Origin of the sequence: Pseudoxanthomonas sp. (assembly GCF_036845285.1) — a bacterium.
Classification (GTDB): Bacteria; Pseudomonadota; Gammaproteobacteria; order Xanthomonadales; family Xanthomonadaceae; genus Pseudoxanthomonas_A.
Genome location: NZ_DAIUEE010000009.1, coordinates 108,902 through 126,217, shown reverse-complemented (window position 1 = coordinate 126,217; position 17,316 = coordinate 108,902). Strand labels below are relative to the sequence as shown.

19 protein-coding genes are annotated in these 17,316 nt (G+C 68.1%); 8 read left to right on the top strand and 11 right to left on the bottom strand.

Going from position 1 to position 17,316, the window contains the following annotated elements; translation table 11 throughout:
* The first annotated feature begins 3 nt into the window (after nucleotides 1-3).
* The 3 genes from V7060_RS12565 to V7060_RS12555 all read left to right on the top strand — a co-directional run bounded on the left by V7060_RS12565 (nucleotide 4) and on the right by V7060_RS12555 (nucleotide 2,134).
* Nucleotides 4-378, top strand: coding sequence for a hypothetical protein (locus V7060_RS12565; protein ID WP_334179586.1), 375 nt, complete (start codon nucleotides 4-6; stop codon nucleotides 376-378).
* A 51-nt stretch (nucleotides 379-429) separates the two neighbouring features.
* Nucleotides 430-1,518, top strand: coding sequence for a PA0069 family radical SAM protein (locus V7060_RS12560; RefSeq protein WP_334179585.1), 1,089 nt, complete (start codon nucleotides 430-432; stop codon nucleotides 1,516-1,518).
* A gap of 88 nt (nucleotides 1,519-1,606) precedes the next feature.
* Nucleotides 1,607-2,134, top strand: coding sequence for a nucleoside 2-deoxyribosyltransferase (locus tag V7060_RS12555; protein ID WP_334179584.1), 528 nt, complete (start codon nucleotides 1,607-1,609; stop codon nucleotides 2,132-2,134).
* Nucleotides 2,135-2,149: 15 nt separating this feature from the next.
* Here the strand turns inward: V7060_RS12555 and V7060_RS12550 are convergent, their stop codons facing one another.
* Nucleotides 2,150-2,857: a 2OG-Fe(II) oxygenase gene (locus V7060_RS12550; protein WP_334179583.1), complete on the bottom strand. Its 708-nt coding sequence runs from the start codon at nucleotides 2,855-2,857 to the stop codon at nucleotides 2,150-2,152.
* A 34-nt stretch (nucleotides 2,858-2,891) separates the two neighbouring features.
* Nucleotides 2,892-3,923 (bottom strand): class 1 fructose-bisphosphatase, encoded by a 1,032-nt coding sequence (locus V7060_RS12545; RefSeq protein WP_334179582.1) that lies wholly within the window; start codon nucleotides 3,921-3,923, stop codon nucleotides 2,892-2,894.
* Nucleotides 3,924-4,020: 97 nt separating this feature from the next.
* Between V7060_RS12545 and V7060_RS12540 the strand changes: the two genes are divergently transcribed.
* On the top strand, nucleotides 4,021-5,256 hold the full coding sequence (locus V7060_RS12540; protein ID WP_334179581.1) for a DUF4010 domain-containing protein: 1,236 nt from the start codon (nucleotides 4,021-4,023) through the stop codon (nucleotides 5,254-5,256).
* Between the two features lie 99 nt (nucleotides 5,257-5,355).
* Here the strand turns inward: V7060_RS12540 and V7060_RS12535 are convergent, their stop codons facing one another.
* The 7 genes from V7060_RS12535 to phhA all read right to left on the bottom strand — a co-directional run bounded on the left by V7060_RS12535 (nucleotide 5,356) and on the right by phhA (nucleotide 13,054).
* Nucleotides 5,356-5,985 carry a response regulator transcription factor gene (locus V7060_RS12535; protein WP_334179580.1) on the bottom strand — a complete coding sequence of 210 codons (630 nt, stop codon included), beginning with the start codon at nucleotides 5,983-5,985 and terminating at the stop codon, nucleotides 5,356-5,358.
* Entirely contained in the window at nucleotides 5,982-6,677 is a 696-nt protein-coding gene (locus V7060_RS18475) for a histidine kinase (RefSeq protein WP_345786317.1), read from the bottom strand. The genes V7060_RS12535 and V7060_RS18475 overlap by 4 nt, the downstream gene beginning before the upstream one ends.
* 495 nt (nucleotides 6,678-7,172) lie before the next feature.
* Entirely contained in the window at nucleotides 7,173-8,366 is a 1,194-nt protein-coding gene (gene prpF / locus V7060_RS12525; protein ID WP_334179578.1) for a 2-methylaconitate cis-trans isomerase PrpF, read from the bottom strand.
* A gap of 27 nt (nucleotides 8,367-8,393) precedes the next feature.
* Nucleotides 8,394-8,858 carry an SRPBCC family protein gene (locus tag V7060_RS12520; RefSeq protein ID WP_334179577.1) on the bottom strand — a complete coding sequence of 155 codons (465 nt, stop codon included), beginning with the start codon at nucleotides 8,856-8,858 and terminating at the stop codon, nucleotides 8,394-8,396.
* 43 nt (nucleotides 8,859-8,901) lie between these two features.
* Nucleotides 8,902-11,517 carry a Fe/S-dependent 2-methylisocitrate dehydratase AcnD gene (gene acnD / locus V7060_RS12515; protein ID WP_334179576.1) on the bottom strand — a complete coding sequence of 872 codons (2,616 nt, stop codon included), beginning with the start codon at nucleotides 11,515-11,517 and terminating at the stop codon, nucleotides 8,902-8,904.
* A 153-nt stretch (nucleotides 11,518-11,670) separates the two neighbouring features.
* Nucleotides 11,671-12,126, bottom strand: a complete 456-nt coding sequence (azu, locus tag V7060_RS12510; protein ID WP_334179575.1) for an azurin — start codon at nucleotides 12,124-12,126, stop codon at nucleotides 11,671-11,673.
* Nucleotides 12,127-12,169: 43 nt separating this feature from the next.
* Nucleotides 12,170-13,054 (bottom strand): phenylalanine 4-monooxygenase, encoded by an 885-nt coding sequence (gene phhA, locus V7060_RS12505; RefSeq protein ID WP_334179574.1) that lies wholly within the window; start codon nucleotides 13,052-13,054, stop codon nucleotides 12,170-12,172.
* A gap of 129 nt (nucleotides 13,055-13,183) precedes the next feature.
* Between phhA and V7060_RS12500 the strand changes: the two genes are divergently transcribed.
* The 3 genes from V7060_RS12500 (at nucleotide 13,184) to V7060_RS12490 (ending at nucleotide 14,768) form a co-directional block, all read left to right on the top strand.
* On the top strand, nucleotides 13,184-13,663 hold the full coding sequence (locus V7060_RS12500) for an Lrp/AsnC family transcriptional regulator (RefSeq protein WP_334179573.1): 480 nt from the start codon (nucleotides 13,184-13,186) through the stop codon (nucleotides 13,661-13,663).
* Between the two features lie 63 nt (nucleotides 13,664-13,726).
* Nucleotides 13,727-14,029, top strand: a complete 303-nt coding sequence (locus tag V7060_RS12495) for a putative quinol monooxygenase (protein ID WP_334179572.1) — start codon at nucleotides 13,727-13,729, stop codon at nucleotides 14,027-14,029.
* A gap of 127 nt (nucleotides 14,030-14,156) precedes the next feature.
* Entirely contained in the window at nucleotides 14,157-14,768 is a 612-nt protein-coding gene (locus V7060_RS12490; RefSeq protein WP_334179571.1) for an N-methyl-D-aspartate receptor NMDAR2C subunit, read from the top strand.
* Between the two features lie 4 nt (nucleotides 14,769-14,772).
* On the opposite strand, the gene V7060_RS12485 is transcribed toward V7060_RS12490, so the two are convergent.
* Both V7060_RS12485 and V7060_RS12480 read right to left on the bottom strand, forming a co-directional pair.
* The gene (locus V7060_RS12485; RefSeq protein WP_334179570.1) at nucleotides 14,773-15,807 is read right to left on the bottom strand and encodes a patatin-like phospholipase family protein; all 1,035 of its coding nucleotides are present in this window, start codon (nucleotides 15,805-15,807) and stop codon (nucleotides 14,773-14,775) included.
* Nucleotides 15,808-15,878: 71 nt separating this feature from the next.
* Entirely contained in the window at nucleotides 15,879-16,835 is a 957-nt protein-coding gene (locus V7060_RS12480; RefSeq protein WP_334179569.1) for an AraC family transcriptional regulator, read from the bottom strand.
* Nucleotides 16,836-17,008: 173 nt separating this feature from the next.
* Between V7060_RS12480 and V7060_RS12475 the strand changes: the two genes are divergently transcribed.
* Nucleotides 17,009-17,311: a hypothetical protein gene (locus V7060_RS12475; RefSeq protein WP_334179568.1), complete on the top strand. Its 303-nt coding sequence runs from the start codon at nucleotides 17,009-17,011 to the stop codon at nucleotides 17,309-17,311.
* Nucleotides 17,312-17,316: the final 5 nt, after the last annotated feature.

Genomic DNA, 17,316 nt, shown 5'->3' with positions numbered 1-17,316 from the left:
GGCATGTCGTCCTGCCACCGCGCCCTGCTCGCATCCGCCGCGCTGCTCGTCCTCGTCGTCGGGCGTCCGGCCTGGGCGCAGAACGCGGCGGATGCTTCGTCCTCCCCGGGAGCCTCGCTGTATGCGGTCAATGCCGCCGCGCTGGCCACTGCCATGACTTATTGCATGACGGTGCACGGGCCGCTGCGCGTCGGTTCGCGCGGCGAGACCTGTTTCCGCGAGGCGCGCAATCTGCTGGCGCGCTACGGCCTGAAGGAGCGCGCGGCGCGTATCGATGGCAGCTGCACCGATCACACGCAGTTCAACACCTGCATCACCCCGGAAATCGGCCGGCTGGTGATGGAACTGAACACCCACTTCGACGAACGCCGCCCGTAGGCCGGCGCGGCGATCTCCGGCGCTGCGACGCCGCTGCCTCAAGGTGCGCCGATGGGCGCACCGAAACACCCGGGCATCAAGGGACGCGGTTCCACCGGCTACCTGCCGGGCCGGTTCGCCGTGACCACGCCCGAGAAAACCGACGACGGCTGGCACGACGCCGATACCGAAGGCGACCCCGCATCGCCGCCACGGACCGAGCTGCGCGAGGAAACCGCGCGCAGCGTCATCACCCGCAACCAGTCGCCCGACATTCCGTTCGAGCAGTCGCTGAATCCCTACCGTGGCTGCGAGCACGGGTGTTCGTACTGCTTCGCGCGTCCGTCGCACGCATATCTCGACCTGTCGCCAGGTCTGGATTTCGAAACGAAGATCTTCGCCAAGACGAACGCGCCGGATGTGCTGCGGCGCGAACTGGCGAAGCCGGGTTATCGCGTCAGTCCGATCTCGCTGGGCATCAATACCGACGCCTACCAGCCGACCGAACGGAAGCTGCAGCTGACCCGTCGCATCATCGAGGTGCTGGCGGAAGCGAGGCATCCGTTTTCACTGATCACCAAGAACGCATTGATCGAGCGCGACCTGGACCTGCTGGCGCCGATGGCGCGCGAGCGGCTGGTGCACGTGTACGTTTCCATCACCACGCTGGACAATGGGCTGTCGTCGCGGTTGGAGCCGCGTGCATCCGCGCCACATGGCCGGCTGCGTGCGATGGCGCGGTTGAGCGACGCCGGTGTGCCGGTGGGCGTGATGTTCGCGCCGGTGATTCCGTGGGTGAACGACCATGAGCTGGAAGCGGTCCTCGATGCCGCACGCGATGCAGGCGCCACCGCCGCCGGTTACGTACTGCTGCGCTTGCCGCACGAGGTCGCGCCGCTGTTCCGCGACTGGCTGCAGACGCACCTGCCCGATCGTGCGGCGCACGTGATGAGCACGGTCCAACAGCTCCGGGGCGGCAAGGACTACGACAGCCGTTTCGGCGCACGGCTCCGTGGCGAAGGCGTCTACGCGGACCTGCTGGCGCGACGTTTCGCGCTGGCGGTGAAGCGGTCCGGGTTCGAAGGGCGGCGCCATCCGCCGCTCGACGGCAGCCGCTTCGTGCCGCCGCGCCCGCCATCGTCGCAGGGCGAACTGTTCTGACGCATCGCCATCGCTGCGACGATCGGTCACATCGAACGCGTTGCCACGATGCAGACAATGCGCGCTTCCGCCTGCGGCATGTCCTTCGATGATCCAGTCGCTTTACCTGGCCGGTCCCGACATCTTCCGCCCCGATGCCGTGGCACACGGCGAAAGGCTCAAGGTGCTGTGCGCACGTTACGGCTTCGAGGGCCTGTTTCCGTTGGATGCACAGGTCGCCGGCCATGCCACCGGTGATCCGCGGGAAACCGCGCAGTGGATCTACCGCGCCGACCTCGGCCTGCTGGAGGCGGCCGATGCCGTGCTGGCCAACCTCGATTTCTTTCGTGGCGCGGAGCCGGACAGCGGGACCTGCTTCGAAGTCGGCTATGCCATCGCGCGCGGCAAGCCCGTCTACGGCTACGTGCCGGAGGACGGAAGCCTGGCCGAGCGCATCCGTCGGCGCTGTCCCCGGTACCTGGGCGAACGTGCCGGTGTCGATGCGCAAGGCTGGGAAATGGAAGAGTTCGGCCTGCCGCTGAACCTGATGTTGGCCGTGCCGAGCGCGGTGGTGGTCGGCGACGCGGAAGCGGCACTGCGGCGCCTGCGCGCGGACATCGACGCACGTCGCCTGTGATGGCCCGATCGCCGCTCAGCGGCTGCCGTACAACCGCTCCGCGCGCTGGAACAGCACCCAGCTGGTCGCGATGTACTTGTCGCCGTCGAGCGGCCGGTTGCCGCGATGGGTGTGCGTGAATGCCGTCGGCGCGATCAGCAGGCTGCCGGTGCGCGGCACGATCTTGCGGTGCTGGTGGAAGAATTCGGTTTCGCCGGCACGGAAACCGTCGTTGAGATAGAGCGTCCACAGCACATGGCGATGGAGCGTCTCCGCATCGGCCGCTTTCGGGAACAGCTCGCAGTGCCAGTACGGATAGCCGCCTTCGCCGGCGGCGTAGCGTTGCAGGTTGATCTTGCCCGGCACGAAGACCTTCATCACCAGCTTCATCAGCGCGGCGTCGTCCATGTTCGCCACATCGTCGTAGCGCAACCGGTGCAGCGTCCCTTCCGCATCCGGCTGCTGCAGCATCAGCGGCGCGATCAGGCTGAAGGGATAGGTGCGCAGGTACCGCTGCAGGCCGGTAAGTACCGCCAGGTTGAGGCGCTGCTCCACGTCGCGCCACTCGGCCTGGCCGGTGATGCTGATGTCGCGGCTGTGCTTGAGGTCGGGATAGAGGCCACCGCCGACGCGGCCCGGTTGGTCCTGTCCGCTGCCTTCGAAGCGCGCGACGATGGCGCGGCAGGTGTCCACATCCAGGGCGTCGGGGTAGACCTCGATGAAGTCGGGGGCGGCAGTGCTCATGGCCGGATTCTAGCCGCCGCCGGCTCCGCTCCCGTCACGCCGCCGCAGTGTCGTGTGCCCGGTGGTAGCCGATCGCCGCTTCCACTTCCTGCTTCGAGCCCAGGAACACCGGTACGCGCTGGTGCAGTTGGGTGGGGCGCAGCGACAGGATGTCCTCGCGGCCGGTGCTGGCGGCGCCGCCGGCCTGTTCGACCAGCATGCCCATCGGGTTGGCTTCGTACATCAGGCGCAGCTTGCCGGCCTTGCCCGGGTCCTTGCGGTCCCACGGGTAGATGAAGATGCCGCCGCGGGTCAGGATGCGGTGCACGTCGGCGACCATGCTGGCGATCCAGCGCATGTTGAAGTCCTTGCCGCGCGGTCCTTCCTTGCCCGCGAGCAGGTCGGTGACGTAGCCCTGCATCGGCGCTTCCCAGTGGCGCTGGTTGGACATGTTGATGGCGAACTCCTTCGTCTCCTCCGGGATCCGCATGTCGCGCTGGGTCAGCACGAAGGCGCCCTGTTCGCGGTCCAGGGTGAAGGCGTGGGTGCCGTTGCCGGTGGTCAGCACCAGCATCGTGCTGGGTCCGTAGATGCAGTAGCCGGCGGCGACCTGCTCGCGTCCCGGCTGCAGGAAATGCTCGTCGCCGGGCCTGGTCACGCCATCCGGACAACGCAACACGGAGAAGATGGTGCCGACCGAGACGTTGACGTCGATGTTGGAGCTGCCGTCCAACGGATCGAACAGCAGCAGGAAGCCGCCGCGCGGGTAGGCGTCCGGGATCGGCTGGCTGTGGTCCATTTCCTCCGACGCGCATGCTGCCAGGTGGCCGCCCCAGGCGTTGGCTTCCAGCAGGATGTCGTTGCTCAGCACGTCGAGCTTCTTCTGCGCTTCGCCCTGCACGTTGCCGGTGCCCGCGTCGCCCAGCACGCCGCCCAGCGCGCCCTTGCTGACCGCGATGGAGATGCTGGTGCAGGCGCGGGCGACCACCGCGATCAGCTGGCGCAGGTCGGCGCTGATGCGGCCGGCGCGCTGTTCCTCGATCAGGTAGCGGCTCAGCGAGACGGCGGACGGAGCGGAAGCGGGCATGATGGGGTCCACGGCGGAGGTGGCGCGCATTGTCCGGGTTGACGAGACCAATGCAAGACCAATCGGCGCGCCTTCGATCCTGGACACGGAGCAAGGGATGGACGAAACGACCCCGCAGACCTGGCTGGCCCTGTCTTCGGCCCTGGGCCTGGGCCTGCTGATCGGCCTGGTGCGCGAACGCAGCGGCGACCGCGGACACCGCATCGCCGGCCTGCGCACGCACGCGCTGGTGGCGCTGATGGCGGCGGTCGCGGCGATGCTGGGAGCGGTGGCGGTGCCGGTCGGCCTGGGCGTGGTGGGGGTGCTGGCCGCCATGGCCTACCGGGCCACGCAGCAGGACGACCCGGGACTGACCAGCGAGGTGACGCTGGTGCTGACCTTCCTGCTGGGCGCGCTGGCCCTGCGGTTTCCCGGGTTGGCCACCGGGGTGGCGGTCGTGGTCGCCGTGTTGCTGTACGCCAAGCAGCCGCTGCACGCGCTGACCCGCGAAACCTTCAGCGAACGCGAGGTGTTCGATGGCCTGCTGCTGCTGGCCTCGGCCCTGGTGATCCTGCCGATCCTGCCGGACCGCCCGATCGGTCCTTTCGAGGCGATCAACCTGGCCACCATCTGGAAACTGGTGGTGCTGGTGATGGCAGTCAGCGCGCTGGGCCACATCGTGCTGCGCGTGGTCGGCAACCGCTGGGGGCTGGCGGCAGCGGGCTTCTTCGCCGGCTACGTGTCGTCGACCGCCGCGACGATCGGTTTTGGCCAGCGGGCGAAGGAAACCCCGGCGCTGATGCGTTCGGCCGTGGCGGCCGCGCTGCTGTCCAACCTGGCGTCGCTGAGCTTGTGCGTGCCGATCCTGTGGGCGGTGTCGCCGCCGCTGGTGCGCGACCTGTTGCCGGAGCTGTGCGCCATCGGTGCGGTGCTGCTGGGCGGGGGATTACTTGGCCTGCGCGCGGGTCGCGAGGAAACGGTGAAGCCGCCCACCTCGGAAAGCCGCATGTTCCGTTTCGGCCAGGCGCTGGGCTTCGCGTTGCTGGTCGCGGCGCTGACGTTCGTCGCCGCAGCGCTGGCGGCGTGGATCGGTCCGCGCGGTGCGATGGCCGCGGCGGCGATGTCGGCCCTGGCCGAACTGCACGCCGCCGTCGCCACGCTGGCCAACCAGTTCTCGCGCGGCGGACTGGAAGCGGACGAAGCGCGCTGGTGGATGCTCGCTCTCCTCGCCGCGAGCCTGACCGCGAAGTCGGTGATCGCCTGGATCAGTGGAGGCGCGGCGTACGGGCTGCGCGTGTCCGCCGGCCTGATGCTGGCGCTGGTGGCGGGCGCGGCGATGGTGTGGGTGTTCTGACCAGTGGGTTCTGTTGTGGGAGCGACGTAAGTCGCGATGACGCGCGAGTGAAAAGCATCGCGACTTACGTCGCTCCCACAAGAGACGGAGCCGCCTGCGTCAAATGATCCGCAGCGTGATCGCCTTCAGCACGGCGCGGGTGCGGTCGCGGGTGCCGAGCTTGTCGAGGATGGTGGAGACGTAGTTCTTCACCGTGCCCTCGGCGAGGAACAGCGTGCGGGCGATTTCCTTGTTCGAATAACCGCCGGCGAGCAACCTCAGGATCGCGACCTCGCGTTCGCTGAAGGTATCCGTGGGCGGCGCCTCGTCGCGGAAGCGGAAACGCGCGCGCACCGGATCGGTACTGACCGGCTGCAGCAACGTCTCGCCGTTGGCGACGCGCTGGATGGCGTCGTGCAGGTCCTCCGGCGCGGCGTCCTTCAGCAGGAAACCCTGCGCACCGGCCTCGGTCGCGCGCAGCAGCAGGTCGCTGTCATCGAAGGTGGTGAGCAGCAGGAACGGCGTGCGGTCGCCGCGCCCGCGCAACCGGACCAGTGCGTCGATGCCGTCCACGCCGGGCATGCGGATGTCGCTGAGCACCACGTCCACCGGTTGCGCCTCCAGCTTCGCCAGCAGGTCGGCGCCATCGTCGGCTTCGAACACCACGTCCACCTGCTGCGCCTTCAGCAGGGCACGCAGGCCGGCGCGCACCAGTGCCTGATCGTCGGCCAGTGCGACACGCACGCTCATGCGGGCAGCCTCACGTCCACGCGCAGTCCGCCGGTGGCGCTGCTGCCCAGGCGCAGGTCGCCGCCCAGCGCCGCCACGCGCTCGCGGATGCCCGAGAATCCGTTGCCTTCGCACAGCATGCCTCTGAGCCTGCCGTCATCCTCGATCTGCAGGTGCATGCCTGCGTCCCCCTTCTGAAGCGACACCGTCAGGGTGTCCGCGTTCGCGTGCCGTGCCGCGTTGGTCAGGCATTCCTGCACGATACGCAGCAGCGATTCGGCGACCGCAGGGTCATCGACCTTCACGCCTTCCTCGATATGCAGCACCAGCGACGGGCGCGGCAACGGTGCGGCCAGGGCACGGATCGCGGTCTGCAGGTCCAGGCCGCGCGAATCGCGCATGGCCTGCACGACGCTGCGGATGTCGTCCAGCAGTTCGGTGGACAACTGCTGCGCGATGCGGACTTCCTCCCGTTCGGCCAGCATCGGATCGCTCGCCAGCGCACGCAGGTTGAGCTTCATCGCGGTGAGCTTGTGGCCGGCGACGTCATGCAGTTCGCGCGCCACGCGCAGGCGTTCGGCATCGCGCGCGCTGTCGGCCAGCAACGCGCGCGTGGCCAACAGGTCTGCGTTGACCCGCGCCAGCGCATCGCGGGAATCCTCGGCACGGCGGGCGTAGTGGACGCACAGGCCGGCCAGCGCCTGAAAGCCCATGTTGATCAGTGTCATCGTGCCCGGCGCGCCGAACTCGTGACGGACCATCAGCGCGTAGAACGCGGCATTGAGCAACAACGCGACGCCGACCACCCACCGGGGCGACATCAGGTTGACCGCACAGGCCACCCAGATGACCAGCAACACCTGCGCAACGCCCAATCGCGGCGTGAGCGACGCCAGCAGCAACGCCAGACCGGCCATCGCAGCCAGGGCGATCAGTTTGCGACGATGCCAGGTGGGCTCCGGCGTCAGTGCCAGCAGCAGGAAGGCGACCGCGTATGCCGCCAGCGCACCCGCTGCTGCGGGCAACACCTCCGCCGGCAGGAAGCGCAGGCCCAGGGCCACGGCGGCGAGCGTGAACACGCCCGCCAGCGTCATGGGTTCGCGAAGTCGGGTCAGGGACGTCCACATGCGTCCATGCTGTCGCGTGCCCCGTGCCGAGGCAATGGGTTCAATGCAAGTGGTGACTTCCGGCAGGTCGGCCGGACCTCGTCAGAACGCGTCGCCCGGCACGCGCACCGTGCCTTCCATCAGCACGCGCGCGCTGCGGCTCATCACCGCTTTCGTCACCACCCAGGTGCCGTCGACCTGCTTGACGTCCGCGCCGACGCGCAGCGTGCCGGACGGATGTCCGAACACCAGCACCTCGCGCGTGCCGCCGCCGGCCGCGGCATTCACCAGCGTGCCGGGCACTGCCGCCGCGGTCGCAATGGCGACCGATGCCGTGCCCATCATCGCGTGGTGCAACTTGCCCATCGACATGGCGCGCGCCAGCAGGTCGATGTCGGAAGCACTCACCGGCTTGCCGCTCGACGACACGTAGTCCTTCGGTGGAGCGACGAACGCCACCTTCGGCGTCAGCGGCCGCTTCGCTGCCGCCGCGACATCGGCGACCAGTCCCATGCGCACCGCGCCATGCGCACGGATGGTTTCCAGTTTCTCCAGCGCGGCCTTGTCTTCGTTGATCGCGCCCTGCAGCTCGGTACCGTCGCAGCCAAGTGCCGCCGCCTCGACGAATACCACCGGCACGCCGGCGTTGATCATCGTGGCCTTGAATACGCCCACGCCCGGTACGTCGAGCGTATCGACCAGCTGACCCGTGGGGAACATCGCACCACCACCGTCGCCATCACCTTCGTCCGCAGGATCGATGAATTCGAGCTGCACTTCCGCGGCCGGGAACGTCACGCCGTCGAGTTCGAAATCACCGGTCTCCTGCACCTCACCGTTGGTCACCTGCACATGGGCGACGATGGTCTTGTGGATGTTGGCCTGCCAGATGCGCACGGTGACCATGCCGTTCTGGGGAATGCGCGCCGCATCGATGAATCCGTTCGCGATGGCGAACGGACCGACAGCCGACGACAGGTTGCCGCAGTTGCCACTCCAGTCGATGAAGGCCTCGTTGATCGGCACCTGCCCGTACAGGTAATCCACGTCATGGCCCGGCTGCGTGCTGGGCGAAATGATCACCACCTTGCTGGTGCTCGATGTCGCCCCGCCCATGCCGTCGGTGTGCTTGCCATACGGATCGGGCGAGCCGATCACGCGGCTCAGCAGCGCATCGCGCACCGGTCCGGGTGCCTGCGCACGCTCAGGCAGATCCCGCAGGCGGAAGAACACGCCTTTCGACGTGCCGCCACGCATGTAGGTGGCGGGGATGCGGATCTGGGGGACGTGGGACATGGAATAGGTTTCCGTTGTGGTGGCGGCTCACGCGCCGTCAGGAATCTCGGGTTCGACCAGCTTCGCCAGCAGCTCCAGCGATTCCTGCCACCCCAGGTAGCAGAAGTCGACCGGGATCGCGGCGGGAATGCCTTCCTGCACGACGTTCAGTTCGGTACCCACGATGCTCTTCTTCAGCGTCACCGTCACCTGCATCTCGCCCGGCAGGCCGGGGGCGTCGAAGGTATCGGTGTGGCGGATGCGCTCGTTCGGCACCAGCTCGACGTATTTCACCGTGAACGAATGGCTGGAACCGGTGCCGAGGTTGGTGAACGACATCCGGTAACCTCCGCCCACGCGCGCGTCCATCTCGTGCATCGTGCCGGTGAAGCCGTGCGGCGGCAGCCACTTCACCAGCGCGCCGGGATCGAGGAAGGCGCGGTAGACGCGCTCCGGCGGGGCGCGCAGCACGCGGTGCAGGCGGACGGTGCCGGGCGTGGCGTTGTCGGACATGATCGGACTCCTGTGGTTGGGATGTACCGGTACGACGAACGGGTCAGGCGGCTTTCGACGCGTCGAGGAAATCCTGTGCGAACCGTTGCAGCACGCCGCCCGCTTCGTAGATCGACACTTCCTCGTCCGAATCCAGGCGGCAGACCACCGGCACCCGCACCGTTTCGCCGTTGGCGCGGTGGATCACCAGCGTCAGCTCGGCGCGCGGTCGGCGTTCGCCTTCCACGTCGAAGGTTTCGGTACCGTCGATGCCGTAGGTCTTGCGCGTCTCGCCTGCCTTGAACTCCAGCGGCAGCACGCCCATGCCGATCAGGTTGGTGCGGTGGATGCGCTCGAAGCCTTCCGCCACGATCGCTTCCACGCCGGCCAGCCGCACGCCCTTCGCCGCCCAGTCGCGCGAGCTGCCTTGCCCGTAGTCGGCGCCGGCGATGATGACCAGCGGCTGCTTGCGGTCCATGTAGGTCTCGATCGCCTCCCACATGCGCACCACCTGCCCGTCCGGCTCGATGCGCGCCAGCGAGCCTTTCTTCACTGCGCCATCGACCACGGCCATTTCGTTGACCAGCTGCGGATTGGCGAACGTCGCGCGCTGCGCGGTCAGGTGGTCGCCGCGGTGCGTGGCGTAGGAATTGAAGTCCTCTTCCGGCAGGCCCATCTTCGCCAGATATTCGCCGGCTGCGCTGGACGCGAGGATCGCGTTCGACGGCGACAGGTGATCGGTGGTGATGTTGTCGCCCAGCACCGCCAGCGGACGCATGCCGCGCAGCGTGCGCTCGCCGGCCAGTGCGCCTTCCCAGTACGGCGGGCGGCGGATATAGGTGCTCTGCGGGCGCCACGCATACAGCGGCTCGACCTTGCCGCCGTGCTCCACGCGCACGTTGAACATCGGGTTGTAGACGGAACGGTACTGCTCCGGTTTCACGCTGGCCTTGACGACCGCGTCGATCTCTTCGTCGCTCGGCCAGAGGTCCTTCAGCGTGATGGCGTTGCCGTCGGCATCGATACCCAGTGCGTCCTTCTCGATATCGAAGCGCACCGTGCCGGCGATGGCGTAGGCGATCACCAGCGGTGGCGAGGCGAGGAACGCCTGCTTCGCGTACGGATGGATGCGGCCGTCGAAGTTGCGGTTGCCCGACAGCACGGCGGTCGCGTAGAGGTCGCGGTCGATGATTTCCTGCTGGATCGCCGGATCCAGCGCACCACTCATGCCGTTGCAGGTGGTGCAGGCGAACGCGACGATGCCGAAGCCGAGCTTCTCCAGGTCGGGCAGCAGGCCGGATTCCTCCAGGTACAACTGCACGGCCTTCGACCCCGGCGCGAGCGACGACTTGACCCACGGCTTGCGCACCAGGCCCTTCGCATTCGCGTTGCGTGCGAGCAGCGCGGCCGCGATGACGTTGCGCGGATTGCTGGTGTTGGTGCACGAGGTGATGGCCGCGATGATCACCGCGCCATCCGGCATCAGGCCCTGCGCTTCCTCCACTTTGCCGGCTTCCAGCTTGGCTTCGTCGGCGATACCGCGCTCGGCCAGCGCGCTGGTCGGCAGGCGCTTGTGCGGGTTGGATGGCCCGGCCATGTTGCGCACGACGGTCGACAGGTCGAAGTGCAGCGTGCGTTCGTACTGCGCGGCCGCCAGGTCGTCGGCCCACAGGCCGGCGGTCCTCGCGTACGTCTCGACCAGCGCGACCTGCTCGTCGCTGCGGCCGGTCAGGCGCAGGTAGTCCAGCGTGTTGTCGTCGATGAAGAACATCGCCGCGGTCGCGCCGTACTCGGGCGCCATGTTGGAGATCGTCGCGCGGTCGCCGATGGTCAGCGCCGCCGCGCCCTCGCCGCGGAATTCGAGATACGCGCCGACCACCTTCGACTGGCGCAGGAACTCGGTCAACGCCAGCACCACGTCGGTGGCGGTGATGCCCGGCGCCGGCTTGCCACCGAGTTCCACACCGACGATGTCGGGCGTGCGCATCCATGACGCGCGGCCGAGCATGACGTTTTCCGCCTCCAGGCCACCCACGCCGACGGCGATGACGCCCAGCGCATCGACGTGCGGCGTGTGGCTGTCGGTGCCGACACAGGTATCCGGGAACGCGACGCCGTCCTGCGTGTAGATCACCGGCGACATCTTCTCCAGGTTGATCTGGTGCATGATCCCGTTGCCCGGCGGGATCACGTCGACGTTCTTGAACGCGAGCTTCGTCCAGTCGATGAAGTGGAAGCGATCCTCGTTGCGGCGATCCTCGATGGCGCGGTTCTTCGCGAACGCGTCCGGATCGTAGCCGCCGCATTCCACCGCCAGCGAGTGGTCGACGATCAGCTGCACCGGCACCACCGGATTGACCGCGGCCGGATCGCCGCCCTGGTCGGCGATGGCATCGCGCAGGCCCGCCAGGTCGACCAGGGCGGTCTGGCCGAGGATGTCGTGGCAGACCACGCGGGCCGGAAACCACGGGAAATCCAGGTCGCGCCGGCGTTCGACCAGCTGGCGCAGGTAATCGTCGCGGCGCGCGGGATCGGCGCGGCGGACGATGTTCTCGGCATGGACGCGCGCGGTATACGACAGCGCGGCCCAGGCGCCCGGTTGCAGGGCGTCGACCGCAGCGCGCGCGTCGTAGTAGTCGAGCGCCGTGCCCGGGAGCGAAGTGCGGTAATCGGTATTCATGGCGTGCCGTCTGCTGTGAACGGGGCGCGCGGCGAATGCCGCACGCAGGGCCACTATGCTACGTGAGCCCCGCGTTACCGACGGCGAACGGCGACCCTTCGTCGGCACGGATCGTCGATGCGTTGATGGAGACCATCAACATGCCCGGTCCCGTCATTCGAAGACGAGGCGGCCCTTCATCATGTTCCAGTGGCCCGGGAAGCTGCAGAAGAAGGTGTAGTCGCCGCCGGTGCGCAGGCGCGACGTCGGGAACACCACCTCGGTCGTCTGTCCGCCGCCGATCACCGGCGTATGCGCGATCACGCGCGCATCGTTGCGGGGCACGTACGCGTCGGCCAGCTTCATGCGCCCGCCGGCCAGTCCGACGTCACGGTGGTGGCGCGTTTCGGTCAGCACCCAGTTGTGGCCCATCGCCTGCGCCGGCATGCGGCCGGTGTGCTTCAGCACCACGCGCAGTTGCGCGCAGTCGCCCGGCACGCGGATGGTCTTCAGGTTGAAGGTCATCATGTCCGTCGCCTCGATCGTCACCGCGCAATTGCGGGCGAAGGCAGCGTTGGAGACGGAGAACAGCGCGCAGAGCGCGATCAGCGGCAACAGGCGTCGAAGCATCGGGCATCCATGGGAACCGGGATGCCCGATTGTAAGTGGCGCGTCAGACGTCGCCGCCCTCGGCCCAGCCTTCGCCGGTGCCGCGGGTGTAGACCTTGTCTCCGTCGCGCACATCACCGGCGGGAATCGCGTCCTGCGCCTCCAGCCGTGCATAGATCGGGGTGAAGTCCGGCGCGGTGGCGTTCATCAGCTGCTCGAAGCTGTCGATGACGAAGTAGGTCTTCTGGAATGTGTCGATGCGGTAGCGCGTGCGCATGATCCGCTCCAGGTCGAAGCCGATGCGGTTGGGCGCGTCCGATTCCAGCGAGTACAGCGATTCGCCCTTCGACGACACGATGCCGGCGCCGTAGATGCGCAGGCCATCCGGCGTGTTGATCAGGCCGAACTCCACCGTGTACCAGTACAGCCGGGTCAGGTGCTGCAGCGCGTCCGTGCCGATGCCGTGCGCTTTCACGCCGCCCTTGCCGTACGCCTCCATGTAGTCGGCGAACACCGGGTTCATCAGCAACGGCACATGGCCGAACAGGTCGTGGAACAGGTCCGGTTCGGCGATGTAGTCGATCTGGTCCGGGCGGCGGATCCACCAGGTCACCGGGAAGCGGCGGTTGGCCAGGTGGTCGAAGAATTCCAGCTCCGGCAGCAGGCCTTCCACGCCGACCAGCGTCCAGCCGGTGGTGGCGCGCAGCACGTCGTTCAGCGCGTCGAAGCGGGGGATGCGGTCCGGCGTCATGCCCATGGCGTCCTGTGCCTGCAGGAACTCGTCGCAGGCACGGCCGACCAGCAGGGCACGCTGGCGCTCGTACAGCGCGCCCCAGGTGGCGTGATCGTCGGCCGGGTAGTCGGCGGGCTGGTCCACGAGGGCGGTCGTATAGACCGGCACGTAGCCCTTGTCGGTCTGCTGGTGCTCGACGCGGCGCGGCTCGTTCATGGTGGTTCCCAGGGCGGACGGGTGAAGGAACGATGCTAGCGGCAGAACCGCGCAACAGGCTTGCAAAGTTGCGTCTCTGTCGACCAATGGCGCAATGATCGTGCATGAACAGGATATTCTGTGCAGCAAATGACCGAATCGCCCACCCTCGACCGTATCGACCTGCGCCTGCTGGCCCTGTTGCAACGCGACGGCCGCGCCACCAATGCCGACATCGCCGCGCAGGTGAACCTGTCGCCGTCGGCCTGCCTGCGCCGCATCCAGCGACTGGAAGCGACCGGCGTGATCGCCGGCTATGCGGCCCGCGTCGACCCCAAGGCCATCGGCATGGGCCTGCAGGCGTTCGTCCGCGTGCAACTGGAAAAGCACGACCCCGCCAGTGTCCAGCTGTTCGGCGACGGCGTGCGGGCGCGGGACGAAGTGGTGGCCTGCTACGCACTGACCGGCGACATGGACTATCTGTTGCACGTCGTGGTGCAGGACCTGGAGCACTTCTCGCGCTTCCTGCTGGATGGCCTGCTCAACGCCAGCGGGGTGGCCGACGTGAATTCCAGCTTCGTGCTGCGTGCGGTGAAGACCGACGCCGGCCTGCCGTTGCCGAAGGCCTGAACGGGGACACGCATTGTCCGCATCACGCGCCATAACGTGCTCGACCCTCCCGGAGAACCCGCCATGTACGGACTGATCGGCACGATGCGCGCCACGCCGGGCCAACGCGACGCGCTGCTCGCGATCCTGCTCGACGGCACCGACGCCATGCCCGGCTGCCTGAGTTACGTCATCGCACAGGATCCCGCCGACGCCGATGCGATCTGGATCACCGAAGTCTGGACGGATGCGGCCAGCCACAAGGCCTCGCCGTCGCTGCCCAACGTGCAGCAGGCCATTGCCAAGGCACGGCCGCTGATTGCCGGCTTCGACAGCCGTGTCGAAACCGTGCCGGTGGGCGGGCATGGATTGCCGTCCAGGCGGTGATCGCGCGGAACATTGATGTGGGAGCGACGTAAGTCGCGATGAACCGCCGCGGTGCCGTCATCGCGACTTACGTCGCTCCCACACCTGAGTCTCCCGCGCTTGCACCTCTTTGGTCCTAGACTGCGCCATGGATCTTTTCACTACCTCCTGGCGACGCGCCTGGGCCGGCATTGGCGCGGTGGGCGAGGGCGGTGCGTTGTTCGCGCAGCTGAAGGGGGCATACGCCGAACCGCGGCGCCATTACCACACGCTGCAACACCTCGGCGAATGCCTGGCGGCGTTCGACGACGTGCAGGCGCAGGCGGAGCATCCGCACGAAGTGGAACTCGCGCTGTGGTTCCACGATGCGATCTACGACATCAAGGGCCACGACAACGAACAACGCAGTGCGGACTGGGCGCGCGATGCGCTGCGCGAAGCGGGCGTCGCCGCGGCGTCCGCCCAGCGGGTGCATGACCTGGTCATGGCGACGCGCCATACCGCCGTGCCGTCAGGACGCGATGAGCAATTGCTCGTCGATATCGACCTGTCCATCCTCGGTGCGGAGCGCGCGCGCTTCGATGAGTACGAACAGCAGATCCGCCAGGAATACGCCTACGTGCCGGGCTTCCTGTTCCGGCGCAAGCGGCGCGAGATCCTGAAGGGCTTCCTCGACCGGCCCGCGATCTACAGCACGCCGCAGTTCCACGACGCGCTGGAGGCGAGGGCGCGCGACAACCTGCGTCGCGTGACGGCGTAGCCGGTTACGGCTTCACCGGTTGGCCGGTGGCATCGCACTTCACGTCGCGGCCGAACAGCTTGCCGAGCCGCGAGGGTTCTTCCAGGCAGCGCGGGTCGGGTTTCGGCGGCGCATGTTTCGCCGCGTGTGCGGCAGTGCGCGTGCGCTGCAGTTCGGCGAGCTTCGCCTTGATCTGCGGCATCGCCGCCAGCGCGGCGCGCTCGCCTTCGAGGATGGCGTTGTTCTTCTGCTCGAAGTCGGCCGGACCGATGTCGTTGACCTTCGGGCGGATGACGATGTCGGCGCGCGCCAGTTCCTGTTCGCCCAGGCGCTGGCCCATGATGCCGATGGACTGGTTGACGATGCCCAGCATGCTGCCGGGCTTGGTGCCGGGCGCCTTGGTGGAGATGTCCACGGCGATGACGAAGTCGGCGCCCAACTGGCGCGCCGCGTCCACCGGCACCGGGCTGACCACGCCGCCATCGACGTAGCTGGCCTTGCCGATCACCACCGGCTCGAACACGCCGGGGATGCTGCTGGACGCGCGCACGGCCTGGCCGGTGTTGCCGCGCACGAACACGGTGCGCTCGCCGTTCTCCAGCTGCGTGGACACGGCGGCGAACGGCTTCTTCAGCTGCTGGATGGTGCGCTTGCCGACCAGGTCGTTGACGTAGTCCTGCAGTTTCTGGCCCTGCACCAGGCCGCCGGAGAACAGGCGCACGTCACGGATCTTCGCTTCGTCCAGCGCGAAGGCGGTCTTCTGCATCTGGAACGGGTCCATGCCGCTGGCGTACAGCGCGCCGACCACGCTGCCGGCGCTGGTGCCGGACACGACGACCGGCTCGATGCCGTTGGCTTCCAGCATCTTGATCACGCCGATGTGCGCGAAGCCCTTGGCCGCGCCGCCACCGAGCGCGATACCGACCTTCAGCTTCGGCGCCGCTGGCGCCGGTGCGACCGGAACGGGGGGCGGTGTCGGCTTGACGTTGTCGCCGCCGCACGCAGTAAGCAGCAGCGGGCCGAGCAGCAGGGCAGGGAGCAGGCGAAGGGCAGGGCGCATGGGCAGGACGCTGGGGAACCGGCGCGCAGGATAGCGCCCCTTGCCGCAACCCCGGCCAACACGCGGCGTGGCTAAGACGTGCCGCCCGGCCGGCGGCGGGCGCTGCCGGGACCCACCCCTTCGACGCGCTTGAAGAAGCGGCGGAACGCCGCCTCGCTGCTGTAGCCCAGCATGTCGGCGATGGCCGCCACGGAAAAGCGCCGGTTCTTCAGCAGTCGTCTGGCCTCGGTGGCGCGCCAGTGCGCCAGGTACTGGATCGGCGGTGTGCCGACCGTCGTGGTGAAGAGTTCGGCGAACGCGGTACGGGACATGCCGGCTTCCTGCGCCATCGACTGGATGGTCCAGTCCTCGCCGGGACGCGCGTGGATCGCGGACAGCGCGCGCGACAGGCGTGCATCGGTCAGTGCCGCCAGCAGGCCGCGCGGCTGTTCCGCCTGGCGCACGTACTCGCATACCGCCATCGTGAACAGCGAATCCGCCAGCTTGTTCTGCACCAGCTGGCGGCCCCAGCGGCGTTCGCGGCTGGTGTCGGCCAGCATCTGGGCCAGCTGGCGGAAGCCGGCGCTGCTGTCCTGCGCGCGGATCACGAACCAGCGGGGCAGCGCGGCGAAGATCGGGTTGTGCGAGCCGGTGATGAACTCCAGTTCGCCGCACAGCATGCTGGTGTCGCCCGCATCCGGCGCGTCGGGCAGGTGCGGGTCCGGCGAGGACGACAGGATGTGGCGTATGCCCGCCGGGAACACGATCAGGTCGCCGCGCTCCAGCAGCACCGGCGTCTCCAGCGCTTCCCCGCTGATCCAGCAACATCCCTGCGTGACCAGATGGAACTGGCCGTGGTGCGTGGCAGGTTCGCTGTCGTACCAGGTGCCGCAGTAACGCACGTCGGCCGTGATCTCCACCCGCATGCGGTACGCGCCCAGCACGGTTTCCAGCACGGCATCGCGGTCATCGTCCTCGATCAGGGCGAGCGCGGAGAGCGGAGGCGTATCCATGCCGGCATCGTAGGCCACGCCCACCGCGCGGGCCATGACCGTGCGTCCGGCGGTTCATGCGCGCACGTCCGGACCGCGGCGCGACTGGACGATGGGGCATATCGCGGGAACGCGCGGGAATGGTCGCCGGTGCGCGGTGGCGCTGGAATGGCCATGCGTCCTGCGGCGGTCCGTCGGGGGACGTCCTTCCCATTCCAACGAGGATTCCCATGAACACCACCAAGCTTTCCGGCCTCTCGGTCGCCGTCGCCGCCGCAGCCCTCTTCCTTGGCGCGCCGATGGCGCAGGCCGCCCAGGCCGGCGCGGCCAAGGTTGGCCACTGCGTCGGCGCCAACGCCTGCAAGGGCCAGGGCGCCTGCAAGAGCGCCGCCAATGCCTGCAAGGGCCAGAACGCGTGCAAGGGCCATGGTTTCACCGAATCGACCGCAGGCGCCTGCAAGACCGCCGGTGGCAAGTTCGAGGCGCCCAAGCCGCAGAAAAGCGCACCCGACGCGAAGAAAGCCAACAGCTGACGCGC